The sequence below is a fragment of the Thiomonas sp. genome, from assembly GCF_034007205.1.
Taxonomy (GTDB): Bacteria; Pseudomonadota; Gammaproteobacteria; order Burkholderiales; family Burkholderiaceae_C; genus Thiomonas.
This window is the reverse complement of record NZ_JAVERI010000006.1, coordinates 94487-112517: the sequence shown is the minus strand read 5'-3', so window position 1 is coordinate 112517 and position 18031 is coordinate 94487. Positions and strand designations below refer to the sequence as shown.

The following is an 18031-nucleotide window of genomic DNA, read 5'->3' as shown; positions in this document are numbered from 1 at the left end:
TGGGAAGGTAAGCCCTAAAATCTAGTCCTTTGCACAACCGCGCGCCAGAGCCAGTTCGGCGCTTGCGCCGCAGCCACTGATTCCCTCCATGAACGTCTCCGACATCCGCGAAAAATTTCTGGCCTATTTCGAATCGCAGGGCGCCGCCCGCGTGCCGTCCTCTTCGCTGGTGCCGGGCAACGACCCCACGCTGCTGTTCACCAATTCGGGCATGGTGCAATTCAAGGACGTGTTCCTCGGCCAGGACGTGCGCCCGTACAAGCGCGCCACCACGGCACAGCGCTGCGTGCGCGCCGGCGGCAAGCACAACGATCTGGAAAACGTCGGCTACACCGCGCGGCATCACACCTTTTTCGAGATGCTGGGCAACTTCAGCTTCGGCGACTATTTCAAGCGCGAGGCCATCCGCTATGCCTGGGAGCTGCTCACCCGCGTGTACCGGCTCCCGGCCGAGAAGCTGTGGGTGACGGTGTATGCCGAAGACGACGAGGCGCACGACATCTGGGCGAACGAGATCGGCGTGCCGGTGGAGCGCATCATCCGCATCGGCGACAACAAGGGCGCGCGCTACGCCTCCGACAACTTCTGGCAGATGGCCGACACCGGCCCCTGCGGGCCGTGCAGCGAGATCTTCTACGACCACGGCCCCGAGGTCTGGGGCGGCCCGCCCGGTTCGCCCGAGGAAGACGGCGACCGCTACATCGAAATCTGGAACCTGGTGTTCATGCAGTTCGAGCGCTACGTCGCGGGCGAGGAGCGCTTCGATACCGCAGACCAGGCCAAGGCGCGCAAACAGATTGTGGAGGCCGAAGGTGGCATCGGCCTGGTGAGCAAGGAGGGCGCGGGCTACAGGCTGGCCATCTTCCGCCAGAAGCCCCTGCCCAAGCCCTGCGTCGATACCGGCATGGGCCTGGAGCGCATTGCCGCGGTGCTGCAGCATGTGCACAGCAATTACGACATCGACCTGTTCCGGGCGCTCATCCAGGCCGCTGCGCGCGAGACGGGCTGCGCCGACCTCGGCCACGCCTCGCTCAAGGTCATCGCCGACCACATCCGCGCCTGCGCCTTTCTCATCGTCGATGGCGTCATTCCCGGCAACGAGGGGCGCGGCTATGTGCTGCGCCGCATCGTGCGCCGCGCCATCCGCCACGGTTACAAGCTCGGCGTGCGCCAGCCGTTTTTCTACAGGCTGGTGCCCGATCTGGTGGCGCAGATGGGCGCGGCCTATCCCGAACTGGCCGAGGCGAAGGCGCGCGTCGCCGAGGTGCTGCAGGCCGAAGAAGCCCGCTTTTTCGAGACCCTCGAACACGGCATGGGCGTGCTCGACACCGAGCTGGCCGCGCTGCGCGCCGCAGGCGGCAATCTGCTGGCGGGCGAACTGGCGTTCAAGCTGCACGACACCTTCGGTTTCCCGCTCGACCTCACGCAGGACGTGTGCCGCGAGCATGGCATGAAGGTCGACGAAGCCGCTTTCGACGCCGCGATGGCCCGCCAGCGCGAGCAGGCCCGCGCCGCGGGCAAGTTCAAGATGCAGGCCGCGCTCGACTACGCCGGCGGCAAGACCCGCTTCGAAGGTTACGAGCATCTGCTGGTCAAGGAGGCGCGCGTGGTCGCGCTGTACAAGGACGGCACGTCGGTCCCTGCCTTGCAGGCGGGGGACCAGGGCGTGGTCGTGCTCGACCGCACGCCCTTTTACGCCGAATCCGGCGGCCAGGTGGGCGACAGCGGCGTGTTGTTCGAGGGCGACTCGTGCGATCTGCGCTTTGTCGTGCACGATACGCAGAAGGTGCAGACCGAGGTGTTCGGCCACCATGGCACGCTCGAATCGGGCAGCCTGAGAGTGGGCGAGATCGTCGCCGCGCAGGTGGACGGCGAGCGCCGTCTTGCCATCATGCGCAACCACAGCGTGACCCACCTGATGCACAAGGCGCTGCGCCTGGTGCTGGGCGATCACGTGCAGCAAAAGGGCTCGCTGGTCGATGCCGACAAGACCCGCTTCGACTTCGCCCATGACGCACCGATGAGCGATGACGAGATCGCCCGCGTCGAGCGCCTGGTGAACGAGGAGATCCTGGCCAACGTCGCTACGCTTGCTCGCGTGCTGCCCATCGACGAGGCCAAGGGCCTGGGCGCGATGATGCTGTTCGGCGAGAAGTACGGCGACACCGTGCGTGTGCTCGACATCGGCTCCTCGCGCGAGCTGTGCGGCGGCACCCATGTGGCGCGCACCGGCGACATCGGGCTGTTCAAGATCGTGTTCGAAGGCGGCGTGGCCGCGGGCATCCGCCGCGTGGAAGCCGTCACCGGGCTGAACGCACTGGCCTTGGTGCAGAAGCAGAATGCCTTGCTCGACCGCCTGGCGCGCAGTCTCAAGGTGCCGGTGGAGGAAGCGGTCGTCAAGGTCGAGCAACTGCTGGAGCAGCAGCGTCAGCTCGAAAAAGACCTGGCCCAGCTCAAGGCGCAGCAGGCCGCCGCGCAGGGTGACGCCCTGGTGTCGCAGGCCGTCACCATCGGCGGCACTCCGGTGCTGCTGGCGCGACTGGATGGCCTGGACGCCAAGGGCCTGCGCGAAGCGGTGGACCGCATCAAGTCCAAGCTCAGGACCGGCGTGGTGCTGCTCGCCAGCGCCGAGGGCGACAAGGTGCAGCTTGCCGCCGGGGTGAGTGCCGACCGCGTCCACCAGATCAAGGCGGGCGAACTGGTCAGCGCCGCGGCGCAGGCCGTGGGCGGCAAGGGCGGCGGTCGGCCCGACTTCGCCATGGCCGGCGGCACCCGGCCCGCGCAGATCGGCGCCGCGCTGGCCCAGGCCAAGGACCTGCTCCAGAAGCGTCTGGGCGCCTGATGTCTGCGACCCTCATGGATTTGCAGGGCAAACACCTCGTCCTCGCCGTGACCGGTGGCATCGCCGCCTACAAGGCGGCCGAGCTCGTGCGCCTGCTGGTCAAGGAGGGCGCGACGGTGCAGGTCGTGCTGACCGCAGCGGGCGCGCGCTTCGTCGGCGCCGCCACCTTCCAGGCGCTCTCGGGGCGCCCGGTGTTCGACGACCTGTGGGATGCCCGCGTGGGCAACGGCATGGCGCACATCGAGCTCACGCGCGCCGCCGATCTGGTGGTCGTCGCACCGGCCACGGCCCATGTCCTGGCGCAAGCGGCGAACGGCCTGGCCGACGATCTGCTCTGCACCCTGCTGCTGGCATCCAACAAGCCCGTGCTGTTCGCCCCGGCGATGAACCGCGAGATGTGGGGCCATCCGGCGACGCAGCGCAACGTCGCCCGGCTGCGCGAAGACGGCGCGCTGATCAGCGGCCCGGCCGCGGGCGAGCAGGCCTGCGGCGAGATCGGCGAAGGCCGCATGGTCGAACCCGAGGATCTGCTGCAGGACATCGTGGCCGCGTTTCAGCCCAAGTTGTTCGAAGGCCGCACCGTGCTGGTCACGGCCGGGCCGACGTTTGAAGCCATCGACCCGGTGCGCGGCCTCACCAACCGCTCCAGCGGCAAGATGGGCTACGCCGTGGCTCGTGCCGCGCGTGAGGCTGGGGCGCGCGTGGTACTGGTCAGCGGCCCGACCGCGCTGCCCACGCCGCATGGCGTGCAGCGGGTGGATGTGACCAGCGCGCAGGAGATGTTCGACGCGGTGATGGCGCAGGTCGGCGCCGCGCAGGTGTTCATCGCCACCGCGGCCGTGGCCGACTGGAGACCGCTGCAAGTCCACGCGCAGAAGCAGAAAAAGCAGGAAGGCCAGCAAGCACCGACCATCGTCCTGCAGCCCAACCCCGACATCCTCGCCACGGCGGCCGCTCTGCCGCAGCCGCCGTTCTGCGTGGGCTTTGCCGCCGAGAGCGAGAACCTGGCCGAGCACGCCGCAGCCAAGCGGCTGCGCAAGAACGTGCCGCTGCTGGTGGGCAACCTCGGGCCGGACACCTTCGGCCGCGACGACAATCGGCTGGAACTGTTCGACGCCGCCGGCCACCACCCCCTGGGCAGCGGCGACAAGCTCGTGCTGGCGCGCCAGCTCGTCGCGGAAATCGCCGCCCGGCTCGACCGTGCCGATCGCTAAGCCACAGCGCACGCAACCCGCTTTCAACCCTCATATCGACCAAGGATTTGCCTTGTCCCAACCCCGTATCGCCGTCCGCCTTCTCGATGACCGCCTGCGCGAGCAGCTTCCCGCCTATGCCAGCTCCGGCAGCGCGGGCATGGACCTGCGCGCCTGCATCGGCGCGCCGCTGACCCTGCAACCGGGGCAGGCCGAGCTCATCCCCACCGGGCTGGCCATGCACATCGGCGACCCTCATCTTTGCGCCCTGCTGCTGCCGCGCTCGGGTCTGGGGCACAAGCATGGCGTGGTGCTGGGCAATCTGGTCGGGCTGATCGATTCCGACTACCAGGGGCCGCTGATGGTGAGCTGCTGGAACCGCGGCAGCACGGCCTACACCGTGCAGCCGATGGAGCGCATCGCACAGATGGTCATCGTGCCGGTGGTGCAGGCGCAGTGGGAAGTGGTGGAGCGTTTCGACGCCACCGTGCGCGGCGCAGGGGGCTTTGGCTCCACCGGCGCGCACTGATCGAACGATATACACAGGGGCGGTCAGATGGCGCGGCGATGGGCCAAACGGCTGGTGCGCAAGTTCGAGGCGATGCAAAGCAGCCCGTGGCTGCGTCCGTTCGCCAGGTACATCACCCAGCCGGAGCTGTGGAGCCTGAACCGCCGCAGCGTGGCGCTGGCGGTGGCCGCGGGCATGATCGGCGGTTTGATTCCCGGCCCGTTCCAGATGCTCACCGCGGGCATCCTGGCCATCGTGGTGCGATGCAACTTTCCCATCTCCCTGGTGATGACGCTCTACAGCAATCCGCTGACCATCGTGCCACTGTATCTGCTGGCCTATCAGCTCGGCGCGCTGGTCATTCCCGGGCAGGTCGGGCAAACGCTCACCGCGCCGCCCGGCTTCGACTGGCTGCACATCTGGGATTCGACCATGGCGCTGGCGCATTGGGCGTGGAATCTGGGCACGCCGCTGTTCGTCGGCGTGCCGCTGCTCGCGCTCCTTCTGGCCATTGCCGGCTATGTCATCACCCTGCTGGGCTGGAACCTGCACCTGCGCATGGAATGGCGCGCGCGCAAGCTGGCGCGCAAACAGCGCGAAGCCGCGAACGCGCAGCAACGAAACCCCGAAGGAACCGAATGACGACGGGGTCTATTTGTCGCCGGGCATGAACAGCCCCGCGTCGGCGGAGTCGAGCAGGGCGCTCCGGGCCTCGATCTCGTCGGGATCGGCGGCGCGCACATCGAGCACGGTGTATTCGATGCGCAGCGCCAGCCCGGCCAGCGGATGATTGCCGTCGAGCAAGACCTTGTCGTCGCGAATCTCGGTCACGGTGTAGAAGGCATCGGCATCGCCAGACGAGCAGCCTTCGGGCAATTGCTCGAACATCATGCCTTCTTCGAGTTCGGCGGGAAACAGCTTGCGGTCTTCGACCAGCAGCAGATTGGCGTCGTAATCACCGAAGGCGTCTTCGGGCTGGAGGTAGATGTCGCCCTTGTCGCCCACGCCCTTGCCCAGCATCTGCTCGGCCATGCGCGGCAGCAGATCGTCGCCGCCGACATAGAAGTCGTCGCCCTCGATGTTTTCGTCGATCAACTCGCCTTGCGAGTCCGTCATGCGCCAGGACAGGGTGGCGACAAGGCCTTCGGTGATTTTCATGGTTATGCTCGCAGCAGTTTGAGTAGGGAAACGGGAACGACCCAAAGTTCGCCCGCATTGGAACATGAACAAGATGTCAACTGTGAGAATTCACTGGGGCGACCACACCGAAGCCCGCTTTCTGCGCGAATTCTGGCAGCGCAAGCCGCTGCTGCTGCGCCAGGCCTTTGCGGGCTTCAAGCCCCTGCTGACCCGGGCGCAACTGTTCGCCCTGGCCGGGCATGACGATGTCGAGTCGCGCCTGCTGCAGCGCGAGGGTCGCCGCTGGCAACTCGATCACGGGCCTTTCACGCGCAAGCAGATCCCTGCGGTGGAGCAGCGCAACTGGACGCTGCTCGTCCAGGGGGTGAACCTGCATGTGGACGCCGCCAGCGATCTGCTGCGGCTGTTTCGCTTCGTTCCCGATGCGCGGCTCGACGATCTGATGATTTCGTGGGCGAGCGAGGGCGGCGGCGTCGGCCCGCACCAGGACGCCTACGACGTGTTTTTGCTGCAAGCCGCCGGGCGGCGGCGCTGGCGCATCGGCCCGGTGGAAGATGCCACGCTGCAACCCGGTAAACCCGTCAAGCTGCTGGCGCATTTCACGCCCGAGGAAGACCTGATCCTGGAGCCGGGCGACATGCTCTATCTGCCCCCCGGCTGGGGCCACGACGGCATCGCCGCCAGCGGCGATTGCATGACGTATTCGGTTGGCTTTCGCGCCCCGCCGCAGGGCGAATTACTCAAGGAAGTGCTGTGGCAACTGGCCGAAGCGCAACAAGGCGGAGCCATGTACCGCGATCCGCCACTCAGGCCGGGAACCGCTCCTGCGTTGCTGCCCCAGGCCATGGTGAGGTTTGCCCGCGAGGCGTTCTCCCGGCTCAAGCCCGATGCCGCATTTTTCGAGAACGTGCTTGGCGTCTACCTCACCACGCCCAAGCCACAGGTCTGGTTTGAAGGCGTCGCAATCCCCGCCGCGACTTTGCGCCGCGCGTGTCGGCAGAGCGGTTGTCGGCTCGATCGGCGCAGCAAAATGCTCTATACCGCGCAGGCGGTATTCATCAATGGAGAGGCGGTGGATGCGGCCTTGGCGTCCTCTGCCGTGCTGCGGCGTCTGGCGGACCAACAAAACCTGAGCGCCGAGCAGGTGCAATCGTCCAGCAAGGCGGAGCTGGCGGTATTGGCCGACTGGTGCGCCCAGGGCTGGCTGCGGCCGGGGGAGGATGGCGATTCGGGTAGCAAATGAATGTGACGTCCAGATGACAACTCCCGGCCGGGACCTGCCCTTCGAGACGCGCACACAAGCTCATGCGGCGCTCGCTGCGCTGATGGGCGATCAAGGAACATGTCTTTCTTGCTTCAGCGCAGACTTTCGCGCCTGGCCGCTCGATCAAGCCGCGTTCATCCGGCAACTGGAGCAATGGGCGCTGCGCGATACAAGACGCCCCGACGCCATGCGCTTTCTGGCGCTGGACTGGCGCCAGATGAGCGAGCGCTTTCCACGATTCGCCGCGTTCCGCCGCGACTTTGCGCATCAGGTGAGCTGTCGTCAAATTTCTGATTCGGGCGCTCGGGGTCTGGTCGAAATGGCCTGGTCTCCTCACGTCGCCGTCTATGCCTACACCGCGACGTGGATGTCTGGGGAGGCTGTGCAGACGGCCTCGCGTTTGCACGCCTTGCGCATGCGTTTCGACGAGGTCTGGGAGCAGGCCGCCCCAGCATGTCCTGCGGTGATCCTGGGATTGTGATCATTTCACAACACAGTGATTTGGAACCGTGAAACGGCAATACGGGGATAACCCGAAGGCTCGCTATACTCATACGCTGAACTTGATATGCAAACCGGTTCTGGTTGCGATTGGGTTCAATCAGGACGGTAAAGAATTTTTTCGGGCCAACCCCATTTTGACTGACGCTTAGAGGAAAGTAATGAAAAAGTCCCTTCTGCTGGCATCCATGTTCGCCGCTCTCGCCCTGGCTGCTTGCGGCCAGAAACAAGAAGCCGCCCCGGCTGCTTCCGAGCCTGCAGCCGCCTCGGCTCCTGCTGCTGCTTCGGCTCCCGCATCGGCCCCCGCATCGGCCCCGGCTGCCGCCTCAGCTCCTGCTTCGGCTCCCGCTGCTGCTTCGGCCCCGGCCGAGGCAGCCTCCGGCGCCAGCGCTGCCAATTAATTTCTTTGCAGGCACAAAAAAGCCGGCGCGAGCCGGCTTTTTTGTGCCCTGAATTTTCGCGGGCGGATGCCATCGTGTGATGACAGCCGCGTCGAGGCCAGTTTTACTGAATCTGCTGTTGCAGGATTTCCAGGATCTTGCGGGCGTCGTCGGTGTGCAGCGGCTGGCCCTCGGGCGTCTGCACGGTCACCTTGGTTTGCGTTCCGGCGCTTTGCAGCGCAATGCGGTAGTTGGCCGGTTTGGGCTGGTTTTCCTTCCTGCCGAACAGCTTGCCAAAAAATCCGGTGCTGTCCTGCGCAGCCTTGAGCGCCGCTTCGGCGCTGATGTAGCGCACGTCGAAGCGGCCTTCTGCGCGGTTGCGCTCGATCACGGTGAAGCCTGCGGTGTTGATCGCCAGGCTGACCTTGCGCCAAGCGGTCTCGAATCCGTCCTGCAATTGCAGCGCCAGGCCGTTGTCCACCAATTTCGAGGCGACGGGCGGGGCGAGCTGCACCGGATTTGCGATGCGCTGTTTCGCCGCCTCCTCGCTCATCCCCAGACTGACCATGAGCTTGCGCAGGAAGATGGTGTTCAGCCCCGGATCGGGGGTGGCGGGCTCCCAGGCGGTGGTCGATTTGTCGTTGGAGTTGTAGACCTCCTTCATCGTCTGGTGAGTGATGTAGATCTGTGTGCCCTTGCCGTCGGGCGTGCGCTCGAACACGGTGCGAAAGCGGTCGCGCGTGCCGGTGTCGTACAGGCTGTCGAACACCTTGCCCAGGTATTTGCGAATGAAGTCCTGCGGCAGCTTGGCGCGGTTCTCGGCCCAGTCGGTTTCCATCACGCCGGTCGTGGCGTCGGCCTGCGTGAGATAGAAACCGTTTTCCTGCCAGAAGAGTTTGACTTTTTCCCAAAGCTGTTCAGGCGGGGCATCGACGACCAGCCAGCGCTGGCCTGCGGCCTGATCGATGCGCATGCCCGGGTATTGCGGCAGCACGGCGTTGGTCTTGGCGACCTGCTCGGCGGTTTGCACCCCCTTGTCATACGCGAGCGCGCTCACCGGGGCGTTGGGGCTGCCGGGGATGACGTATTGCTCCTGCCGCGCCAGTTGGGTGAGGTCGGGCGGCACCTCAAGTTGATTGCCCTGTTTGGCGCTTTCGTAGTCCACGCTTTTGCCCTGGACGACGGTATTCAGCGAGGAGCAGCCACTCAGGAGAGCGCCGGTGCCGAGGGCGATGGACAGGGCGCTCAGTCGCCAGGCTTTGGAGAGGTTCATACGCAAGAGGGTCTCGGAATTGCTGGGGAAAAGATGCGTGGAAAAGATGCGGAAATCAACGGATGGAGCCGATCAGTGGACGAGCGGCAGACCCAGTGCTTGCAGGGCGGCACGCAATGGGGCGTGAAAGGCCGGTTGCAAGGGGGTCAGGGGCAGCCGCAGGCCCGAGTCGATGCGGCCCATGAGCCGCAGCGCTTCCTTGACGGGAATGGGGTTGGGTTCGCAGAACAGTTGCTGGTTGAGCTCGATCAGCTCGAAATGCAGCTTGCTGGCCAGCGCGGTGTTGCCATCCAGGGCGGCCGCGCAGAGTTCGTGCATGCGGCGCGGCACGACGTTGGCCGACACGCTGATGTTGCCGTGCCCGCCCAGCAGCATCAGCGCCACGGCGGTCGGGTCGTCTCCGGAATAAATGGAGAACGACGGCGGCGCACGCCCGATGAGCTGCGCGGCGCGGTCGATATTCCCGGAAGCCTCCTTGATGCCGATGATGCCCGGCACTTGCGCCAGGCGCAGCGCGGTGTCCACCTGCATATCGGCCACGGTGCGGCCTGGCACGTTGTAGAGCACCACGGGGATGTCGATCGCCTCGGCGATGGCGCTGAAATGCGCGACCATGCCGTCCTGCGTGGGGCGGTTGTAGTAGGGCACGACGCTGAGCACGCAATCGGCGCCGACGTCCTGGCAGCGACGCGACAGTTCGATGGCTTCGCTCGTGGAGTTGGCGCCGGCACCGGCCATCACGGGCACGCGGCCTGCCGCCTGTTCGACGACCACGCGCACGATCTCGATGTGCTCGTCCACCGGCAGGGTGGGCGACTCGCCGGTGGTGCCGCAGGGACTGATGCAGTCGGTGCCTTGTTCGATATGCCAGTCGACCAGTTTGCGCAGGGCGGCGAAGTCCACGCGGCCATCGGAGTGCATGGGCGTCACCAGGGCGACGATGCTGCCGCGGATGACCGGAGTTTGGGAGGACATGGTTCTGCCTATATTTGCTTGTGCGCAGCTCGTGAGCTGCCTGTCAAGTCGCAAGATTGTATCGGTCTGACGCACTGGCGTCGGGCGCTTCCCGCACGGCGACGATGCGCTGCACATAGGCCGGATGCGGGCTCGGAACAAAGCCGTCTTCATACGCCAACACCCGCAGCGCCGGGCGCACCGCATCGAGCAACTCGCCGGGGCGCAGCAGGAATTCGGGGTTCGAGGGTTTGCCCAGGCTGGCCTGCCCGAGAGCGAAGGTTTCATAGAGCAGAAACCCGCCGGGGGCGACCGCCTGCACGATGCGCGGCAGCAGGGGACGCCAGAGGTAGTGGGTGACGACGACCGCATCGAAGGTCTGCTCGCCGTACGGCCAGGGACCGGCCTCCAGGTCGGCCACCTGCACCTGCGCCACATCGCGCAGGCCGGCGAGAGCTTCGGCGTTGCGGTCCACGGCGAACACCGTGTGGCCGCGCTGTTGCAGCCAGCGCACATGGCGCCCTGAGCCGCAGGCGACGTCGAGCACGCTGCCGCCCGCGCGCAACAGCGGTGCATGGCGCACGATCCAGGGGGAGGGCGGGAGGGTTGGCATGTTCTGCGCGGGCATGGCAGCGCATCGTAGCGTAGCGCTGCCGGCTGGAACGCCGGGCGTGTGCATCATTGTTGCAAGGCAGAATAGAACAAACCCCTTACCCTTTCTCCCTTTCCATTCCTCGACTTCCACCGCAAACACCACATGACCTCTGCCACCATCCTCGTCACCGGCGGCGCCGGCTATATCGGCTCGCACACCTGCGTAGCTCTGATCGAAGCGGGCTACACCCCTGTGGTGTACGACAACCTGTGCAACAGCAGCGCCGAATCGCTGGCGCGGGTGGAGCGCATCACCGGCAAGCGTCCCGCCTTCGTGCAGGCCGACATCCGCGATGCGACGCGACTCGACGCCGTGTTTGCGCAGCACAAGATCGACGCCGTGATCCACTTCGCCGGTCTGAAGGCGGTGGGCGAATCGGTGGAAAAGCCGCTGATGTACTACGACAACAATGTCGGCGGCACCCTGGCTCTGCTTCAGGGGATGCAGCGCGCCCAGGTGCACAACCTCATTTTCTCGTCGTCGGCCACGGTCTATGGCGATCCGGCTTCGGTGCCCATCCGCGAAGATTTTCCGCTCAGCGCGACCAATGCCTATGGCCGCAGCAAGCTGATGATCGAGGAAATCCTCGGCGACCTGCACCGCGCCGAACCGCATTGGCGCATCGCCCGCCTGCGCTACTTCAACCCGGTGGGGGCGCATGAAAGCGGGCTCATCGGCGAAGACCCGCGCGGCATTCCCAACAACCTCATGCCCTACATCACCCAGGTGGCGGTGGGGCGCCTGCAGAAGCTGCGCGTGTTCGGCGGCGACTGGCCGACGGTGGACGGCAGCGGCGTGCGCGATTACATCCATGTCATGGACCTGGCCGAAGGCCATGTCGCCGCGCTGCGCTATCTGTTGAGCCATGAGGGCCTGTTCACGGTGAATCTCGGCACGGGGCAGGGCTACTCTGTGCTGCAGATGGTGCAGGCCTTCGGCAAGACCATCGGGCGCGATCTGCCCTATGAAATCGTCGCGCGACGTCCGGGCGATATTGCGCAATGCTGGGCCGATCCGAGCGCGGCGCGCGAGTTGCTGGGCTGGAGCGCCAAACGGGGGCTGGAGCAAATCTGCGCCGACGCCTGGCGCTGGCAGCAGGGCAATCCGCAAGGCTATGGCGCTTGAGCGCTTCGCTTGCTGGCATCCCCGCGCTTGCGCCGGTTGACCGTCGCGCGCTATGGTTGATGCCGAATCAACCGACCGAAAGGATCATCATGAGCAAAAGCACTCTGCATGCCTCATCCACGCCGATTCACATCGGCATTTCGGATGACGACCGCGCCAAGGTCGCCGAACAGCTCTCGCATCTGCTGGCCGACACCTATACGCTCTACCTCACCACGCACAACTTCCACTGGAACGTCACCGGGCCGATGTTCAACACCCTGCACCTGATGTTCATGGATCAGTACACCGAGCTGTGGAATGCGGTCGATCCCATTGCCGAGCGCATCCGCGCCCTCGGTTTTTCCGTGCCGGGCTCTTATCACGGTTTCAGCTCGCGCTCCAGCCTGGCCGACGTGCCGGCGCAGCCGCCCAAGGCGCAGGAGATGATCGCCATCCTGGTGAAAGGCCATGAGGCCGTGGCCAAGACCGCGCGGGCGGTGTTCACCGTGGCCGACGAGGTCAACGACCAGCCCACCGCCGACCTGATGACGCAGCGGCTGGACATCCACGAAAAGACCGCCTGGATGCTGCGCTCGCTGCTCGAAGGCTGATCGGGGGCGCTGATGCGCCGTTCATCGACGTTCCCTGCGTGGCGATAATTCACGCATGGAACGTCTGCGCCTATGGCTGGCCTTGATCCGTTGGGACAAGCCGGTCGGTTCTCTCCTCTTGTTGTGGCCGAGCCTGTCGGCCTTGTGGATCGCCAGCGAGGGTCGCCCCAACGGGTGGCTGGTCCTCGTGTTCATCGCCGGCACCTTTCTCATGCGTTCGGCCGGTTGCGCCGTGAACGACGTGGCCGATCAAGACTTCGACCGCGCCGTGCGCCGCACCGCGCAGCGCCCGGTCACCTCGGGCAAGGTGTCGCCGCGCGAGGCGCTGCTGGTGGGCGCGGCGCTCGCACTCGCCGCCTTCGGCCTGGTGCTCACCACCAATGCGCTGACCATCCAGATGTCGGTCGCGGCCTTGCTGATCGCCATCGCCTATCCCTACACCAAGCGCTGGCTGGCGCTGCCGCAGGCTTACCTCGGCGTGGCGTTCAGTTTCGGTATCCCCATGGCCTTCGCCGCTGCGCGCGGCGACGTGCCGCTGCTGGCCTGGGTGCTGCTGCTGGGCAATCTGTTCTGGGTGCTGGCCTACGACACCGAATACGCCATGGTCGACCGCGAAGACGATCTCAAGGTGGGCATCAAGACCTCGGCCATCACCTTCGGCCGCGCCGACGTGGCGGCGGTGATGGCGAGCTATTGCGCCTTTCTCGCGCTGTGGGCCGCGGCGGGATGGGTGCTGCAACTGGGCTGGCCTTACTTTCTGGGCGTGGCCGTGGCCGCAGCACAGGCCGCGCATCACTACACCCTGATCCGCGATCGCAACCCGACGCAATGCTTTCGCGCCTTCCGGCTCAATCACTATCTGGGACTGGCGGTGTTCGTTGGGGTGGTTTGCGCTTACGCGATCAAGCGGTAAGACGTTGCAGCGCCTCGCGGTAGCGCGCCACGGTGTGCGCGATGACCTCGGCGGGCAGGGTCGGCGGCGGCGGTTGCTTGTTCCAGCCGGGCACGCCCTCCAGCCAATCGCGCAGGAACTGCTTGTCGAAACTCGGCGGCGAGCTGCCCTCGGCCCAGGTGTCGGCGGGCCAGAAGCGCGAGGAATCGGGGGTGAGCACTTCGTCCATCAGCGTGAGGATGCCGTCCTCGTCCAGGCCGAATTCGAACTTGGTGTCGGCGATGAGGATGCCGCGTGCGGCCGCGTAGTCGGCGGCGCGTTGGTAGAGCGTGATGCTGATGTCGCGCACCTGCGCGGCGAGCTTGCTGCCTATGGCCTGTTCCATCTGGGCGAAGGCGATGTTTTCGTCATGCTCGCCCAGCTCGGCCTTGGTGGCGGGGGTGAAGATGGGCGCGGGCAGCTTGCTGGCGAGCTTCAGGCCCGGCGGGAGGGCGACACCGCAAACCGCGCCGCTGGCCTGGTAGTCTTTCCAGCCCGAGCCCGCAAGATAGCCGCGCACCACGGCCTCGATCGGCAGCGGCTTGAGACGCTTGACCACCATCGCCCGGCCGCGCACCTGATCGCGCTCATCGGGGGCGACCACGGTTTCGGGGTCGACATCGAGCAGATGGTTGGGCACGACATCATGCAGCAAGCCGAACCAGAAGCGCGCCATGCGGGTGAGGATTTCGCCCTTGCCGGGAATGGGCTCGGCCATGATGACGTCGAAGGCCGAGATGCGGTCGGTGGCCACCATCAGCAGGCGGTCCGGGCCCACGGCGTAGTTTTCGCGCACCTTGCCGCGAGACAACAAAGGCAGCGAGCGGATGGAGGATTGCAGCAGGGCAGAGGTCATGGGCGGGCTTTCGTGAAGAACGGGGCGATTGTAGAAATTCGCAGGGTTGAGTTTTTCACCCGCCTCGTTCCACAATGGGCACGCCGCATGTGCGGCAATAACGGAGACTGAACATGGCTGCAAAACGCATACTGCTGTTGGCCGGTGACTACGCCGAAGATTACGAAACCATGGTGCCCTTCCAGACCCTGCTGGCCGTGGGCCACACGGTGCATGCGGTCTGCCCCGACAAGAAGGCGGGCGATCAGGTGAAGACGGCGATTCACGACTTCGAGGGCGCTCAGACCTATTCCGAAAAGCCTGGCCACAACTTCACCCTCAACGCCACTTTCGCCGAGGTGAAGGCGGAAGACTACGACGCGCTGGTCATCCCCGGCGGACGCGCGCCCGAATACCTGCGGCTCAACCCCGAGGTGCTCGAACTGGTGCGGCATTTTTTCAGCGCCAACAAGCCGGTGGCGGCGGTGTGCCACGGTGCGCAGATTCTGGCGGCGGCGGGTGTGTTGCAGGGCCGCAAGTGCTCGGCCTACCCCGCCTGCGGCCCGGAGGTGCGCGAGGCCGGCGGCGAGTATGCCGACATCCCGGTCGATCAGGCGGTGACGCAGGGCAATCTGGTGACTGCCCCGGCCTGGCCCGCGCATCCGGCTTGGATGGGGCAGTTTCTCAAGCTGCTGGGCACGCAGATCACGTTGTAACGTGGGTGCCGACCCATGGAAATGCCGACTTCGAGTCGGCATTTTGGTGATCTGTTCGGCGCTCAACCCAGATTGTTCATTGGGACACGGGATGATGGCGAGGCGGGTTGGGCATCCCCCTCCCGGCCTCCCCCACAAGTGGAGGAGGTGAGATCACTCCCTCCCCACTTGTGGGGAGGGTTGGGGTGGGGAGGATTTGGCCCGGCGCGACAAGCCCATAGCCTTTAGCTTGGGCGCAAAGCGCGGGGGCATAGACGCTCCAAACCGACCGCCAACGCCCGTGTAGGGGCGCAGCCCCGCCTGATGGACAATCTGGGTTCAGCTCAGCACCGTCATGCTCAGGCGGCGGCGGTAGCTCTCCACCGTGGGATCGGTGACCGGCGGCTGGCCGGGTGCGGGCTTGGGGGCATCCGACGGGGTCATCAGTTCCAGGATGTTGACGAAGGTCTTGCGCGCACGGTCTTCGCTCCAGCTCTTGTCGCGCATGAGGATGTCGAGCAGTTCGTCCAGTGCCGCCGTCCACTGCTGCGCGGCCATGTGGCGCTGTGCCAGGGCGTAGCGGGCGTCGAAGTCGCGCTTGTTGGCGGCGATGCGGGCCTGCAGCGCGGCTACCGCGGGCAGGCCCGGCGTCGCCAGTGCGGCGGCCAGCCAGTCGGCCAGGGCCCGGATGCGGGCATCGGTCTGGGCCTTGCCGGCCAGGGGTTCGAATGCCATCTGGGCGTCTTCAACCCGACCGTCTTTGAGCAGCAGTTCGACGTATTCCTTGCGTGCGGCGTCGTTGGCGGGATTGGTGGCCAGAGTCTGCTGCAGTTTTTCCAGCGGGGGCAGATCAGGTGCAGACTGGGCTTCGGCCTCGGACGGCTCGGCCTCCTCCGGTTGTTGCGGCGCGGTGGCGGGAACATGTTTGTCGAGAAACGCGCGGATTTGACCCTCCGGCAGCGCGCCGACAAAGCCGTCCACCGGCTGGCCATTCTTGAGCAGCATCACCATCGGAATGCTGCGCACGCCGAATGCGGCCGCCAGTTCCTGTTCCTCCTCGGTGTTGATTTTCACCAGTTTGAACCGGCCTTCGTAAGCCACCTCCAGCTTTTCGAGAATGGGGCCGAGCGCGCGGCAGGGCCCGCACCAGGGCGCCCACAGATCCACCAGCACGGGGACGGTGTTCGAGGCTTCGACGACTTCGGTTTCAAAATTGGCTACGGTGGCATCAATCATGTTCGACTCCTGAAAGCAGGGCAGATGGGGGCGGTCGTCGCCATACCAAGGGGGGTATGGCGGTGCAAAGCATGCGCTTAGGAATGGAGCATAACGGGCTGCGAATCCGAAGGCGCGGCCACGGCTTCTTAAAATCGACCGTTTACAGGCATTGCACAGGAGCAGGCAGATGGCCGCAATCGGCGTGGTGATGGGTTCGCAAAGCGACTGGGAAGTGATGCGCCATGCGGCGGACCTCCTTGCCCGCTTCGATGTGGCGCATGAATGCCGGGTGGTCTCGGCCCACCGCATGCCCGACGATCTGTTTGCCTATGCCGAAAGCGCGCAGCCGCGTGGCCTGCGGGCCATCATTGCCGGCGCGGGCGGCGCGGCGCATCTGCCGGGCATGCTGGCGGCCAAGACGGCGGTGCCGGTGCTCGGCGTGCCGGTGCCCAGCAAGTATCTGCGGGGTGAGGACTCGCTGCTGTCCATCGTGCAGATGCCCAAGGGCGTGCCGGTGGCGACCTTTGCCATCGGCGAGGCCGGGGCGGCCAATGCCGCGCTGTTCGCCGTGGCGATGCTGGCGGCGCATGACACCGATTTGCGCGAGCGGCTCGACGCTTTTCGCGCCGAGCAGACTGCGGCGGCGCGCGCCCTGCGCGTCGGGGTGCAGGCATGAGCCGGGGCGGCGCATTCATTCCCCCTGGGGCGACGCTGGGCGTGCTCGGCGGCGGGCAGTTGGGCCGCATGTTCGCGCAGGCGGCGCAGAGCGCGGGCTATGGCGTGGCCGTGCTCGAAGCCGATGAAGCCGCGCCCGCGGCGCAGGTCACCGGCATTCATCTGGCGGCGCGCTACGACGACCCGCTGGCGCTCGATCAGCTCACCCGCGACTGCGCTGCGGTGACGGTGGAATTCGAGAACATTCCTGCGGCATCGCTGCAATGGCTGGATGCGCGCGTGCCGCTGGCGCCCGCCCCACAGTCGGTGGCGATCTGCCAGGACAGGGCGCAGGAAAAAGCCTTGTTCACTCGGCTGGGCGTGCCTTGCGCGCCCCATGCGGTGCTGAGGGCGGGGAGCGATGTGGGTGCGGTGAGCACCGACCTTTTTCCCGGCATCCTCAAAACCGCGCGCCTGGGCTATGACGGCAAGGGTCAGATTTCGGTGGCCTGCGCCGCCGATCTGCCCGCGGCCCGGGCCGCACTGGGCGGGGTGGATTGCGTGCTGGAGAAAAGACTCGATCTGGCCTATGAATTGTCGGTGGTGCTGGCGCGCGGCCGCGACGGCAGCGCCGTGCAGTTTGCGCCGCAGCAGAATCTGCACCGCGACGGCATTCTGTTCGCCAGCTTTTCGCCGGGGCCGGCCATCTCCCCAGAAATCGCCGCAGCGGCGCAGAACGCCGCAGGCGCGGTGGCGCAGGGGTTGGACTATGTCGGCGTGCTCTGCGTGGAGTTTTTCGTATTGCGCGACGGCCGCCTGCTGGCCAATGAAATTGCCCCGCGCCCGCACAACTCCGGCCACCACACGATCGATTCCTGCACGGTCTCGCAGTTCGAGCTGCAATGGCGCGCCCTGGTGAACGCGCCGCTGCTGGCGCCCAGGCAGCACAGCGCCACCGTCATGCTCAATCTGCTCGGCGATCTGTGGTTCGACGCCGCAGGCCACCAGCGCGAGCCCGACTGGGCCACCGTGCTGGCGCAGCCCGGCGCGCATCTGCACCTCTATGGCAAACACGCCCCGCGCAAGGGTCGCAAGATGGGTCATCTCACCTGCACGGCAGCCACGCCTGACGAGGCGCGGCAGGCGGCGCTGCACGTCTGCGCCATCCTCGGCCTGGAGCCGTTCCAGGATGAAACGGCCCCCTCGCTCGCGGTGCTCGCTGCCCCCGAGGGGGGTGTCAGTTCCTTCGGAACGGCCGTGCGGAACTGAC

19 protein-coding genes are annotated in these 18031 nt (G+C 66.1%); 13 read left to right on the top strand and 6 right to left on the bottom strand.

Annotated features, from left to right (window positions below):
• Positions 1–88: 88 nt before the first annotated feature.
• From alaS to RBR52_RS06805, 4 genes are read left to right on the top strand one after another with little or no spacing between them, the layout of a single operon-like run.
• Entirely contained in the window at positions 89–2842 is a 2754-nt protein-coding gene (gene alaS, locus RBR52_RS06820; protein ID WP_320376448.1) for an alanine--tRNA ligase, read from the top strand.
• 14 nt (positions 2843–2856) lie between these two features.
• Positions 2857–4056 carry a bifunctional phosphopantothenoylcysteine decarboxylase/phosphopantothenate--cysteine ligase CoaBC gene (gene coaBC, locus RBR52_RS06815; protein WP_320376509.1) on the top strand — a complete coding sequence of 400 codons (1200 nt, stop codon included), beginning with the start codon at positions 2857–2859 and terminating at the stop codon, positions 4054–4056.
• 52 nt (positions 4057–4108) lie between these two features.
• Positions 4109–4564 (top strand): dUTP diphosphatase, encoded by a 456-nt coding sequence (dut, locus tag RBR52_RS06810; RefSeq protein ID WP_320376447.1) that lies wholly within the window; start codon positions 4109–4111, stop codon positions 4562–4564.
• A 27-nt stretch (positions 4565–4591) separates the two neighbouring features.
• The gene (locus RBR52_RS06805; RefSeq protein WP_320376446.1) at positions 4592–5185 is read left to right on the top strand and encodes a DUF2062 domain-containing protein; all 594 of its coding nucleotides are present in this window, start codon (positions 4592–4594) and stop codon (positions 5183–5185) included.
• A 9-nt stretch (positions 5186–5194) separates the two neighbouring features.
• Here RBR52_RS06805 and RBR52_RS06800 read toward each other — a convergent pair whose 3' ends face one another.
• A complete protein-coding gene (locus RBR52_RS06800) occupies positions 5195–5701 on the bottom strand; it encodes a peptidylprolyl isomerase (RefSeq protein WP_320376445.1) in 507 nt (168 codons plus the stop codon).
• Positions 5702–5765: 64 nt separating this feature from the next.
• On the opposite strand from RBR52_RS06800, the gene RBR52_RS06795 reads away from it, so the two are divergent.
• From RBR52_RS06795 to RBR52_RS06785, 3 genes are all read left to right on the top strand, one after another.
• Entirely contained in the window at positions 5766–6926 is a 1161-nt protein-coding gene (locus tag RBR52_RS06795) for a JmjC domain-containing protein (RefSeq protein WP_320376444.1), read from the top strand.
• 13 nt (positions 6927–6939) lie between these two features.
• Entirely contained in the window at positions 6940–7428 is a 489-nt protein-coding gene (locus RBR52_RS06790; RefSeq protein ID WP_320376443.1) for a hypothetical protein, read from the top strand.
• A 181-nt stretch (positions 7429–7609) separates the two neighbouring features.
• Entirely contained in the window at positions 7610–7849 is a 240-nt protein-coding gene (locus RBR52_RS06785) for a hypothetical protein (protein ID WP_320376442.1), read from the top strand.
• Between the two features lie 103 nt (positions 7850–7952).
• On the opposite strand, the gene bamC is transcribed toward RBR52_RS06785, so the two are convergent.
• From bamC to RBR52_RS06770, 3 genes are all read right to left on the bottom strand, one after another.
• Positions 7953–9101 carry an outer membrane protein assembly factor BamC gene (bamC, locus tag RBR52_RS06780; protein WP_320376441.1) on the bottom strand — a complete coding sequence of 383 codons (1149 nt, stop codon included), beginning with the start codon at positions 9099–9101 and terminating at the stop codon, positions 7953–7955.
• A gap of 72 nt (positions 9102–9173) precedes the next feature.
• Positions 9174–10076 carry a 4-hydroxy-tetrahydrodipicolinate synthase gene (gene dapA, locus RBR52_RS06775; protein WP_320376440.1) on the bottom strand — a complete coding sequence of 301 codons (903 nt, stop codon included), beginning with the start codon at positions 10074–10076 and terminating at the stop codon, positions 9174–9176.
• A 43-nt stretch (positions 10077–10119) separates the two neighbouring features.
• Positions 10120–10668: a class I SAM-dependent methyltransferase gene (locus RBR52_RS06770; protein WP_320376439.1), complete on the bottom strand. Its 549-nt coding sequence runs from the start codon at positions 10666–10668 to the stop codon at positions 10120–10122.
• Positions 10669–10812: 144 nt separating this feature from the next.
• Here RBR52_RS06770 and galE point away from each other — a divergent pair, with 144 nt between their 5' ends.
• The 3 genes from galE to ubiA all read left to right on the top strand — a co-directional run bounded on the left by galE (position 10813) and on the right by ubiA (position 13341).
• Positions 10813–11835, top strand: coding sequence for a UDP-glucose 4-epimerase GalE (gene galE / locus RBR52_RS06765; protein WP_320376438.1), 1023 nt, complete (start codon positions 10813–10815; stop codon positions 11833–11835).
• Between the two features lie 89 nt (positions 11836–11924).
• Entirely contained in the window at positions 11925–12428 is a 504-nt protein-coding gene (locus tag RBR52_RS06760) for a Dps family protein (RefSeq protein ID WP_320376437.1), read from the top strand.
• Positions 12429–12483: 55 nt separating this feature from the next.
• Positions 12484–13341: a 4-hydroxybenzoate octaprenyltransferase gene (gene ubiA / locus RBR52_RS06755; protein WP_320376436.1), complete on the top strand. Its 858-nt coding sequence runs from the start codon at positions 12484–12486 to the stop codon at positions 13339–13341.
• Here the strand turns inward: ubiA and RBR52_RS06750 are convergent.
• The gene (locus tag RBR52_RS06750) at positions 13331–14215 is read right to left on the bottom strand and encodes a phosphoribosylaminoimidazolesuccinocarboxamide synthase (RefSeq protein WP_320376435.1); all 885 of its coding nucleotides are present in this window, start codon (positions 14213–14215) and stop codon (positions 13331–13333) included. The two genes, ubiA and RBR52_RS06750, sit on opposite strands and share 11 nt — an antisense overlap.
• A gap of 113 nt (positions 14216–14328) precedes the next feature.
• Between RBR52_RS06750 and RBR52_RS06745 the strand changes: the two genes are divergently transcribed.
• A complete protein-coding gene (locus RBR52_RS06745) occupies positions 14329–14910 on the top strand; it encodes a DJ-1/PfpI family protein (protein ID WP_320376434.1) in 582 nt (193 codons plus the stop codon).
• Positions 14911–15228: 318 nt separating this feature from the next.
• On the opposite strand, the gene trxA is transcribed toward RBR52_RS06745, so the two are convergent.
• Complete coding sequence (gene trxA, locus RBR52_RS06740) at positions 15229–16125, bottom strand: thioredoxin (RefSeq protein ID WP_320376433.1); 897 nt, start codon at positions 16123–16125, stop codon at positions 15229–15231.
• A gap of 169 nt (positions 16126–16294) precedes the next feature.
• Between trxA and purE the strand changes: the two genes are divergently transcribed.
• Positions 16295–16783, top strand: coding sequence for a 5-(carboxyamino)imidazole ribonucleotide mutase (gene purE, locus RBR52_RS06735; RefSeq protein ID WP_320376432.1), 489 nt, complete (start codon positions 16295–16297; stop codon positions 16781–16783).
• Positions 16780–18030, top strand: coding sequence for a 5-(carboxyamino)imidazole ribonucleotide synthase (locus tag RBR52_RS06730; protein ID WP_320376431.1), 1251 nt, complete (start codon positions 16780–16782; stop codon positions 18028–18030). The genes purE and RBR52_RS06730 overlap by 4 nt, the downstream gene beginning before the upstream one ends.
• Position 18031: the final 1 nt, after the last annotated feature.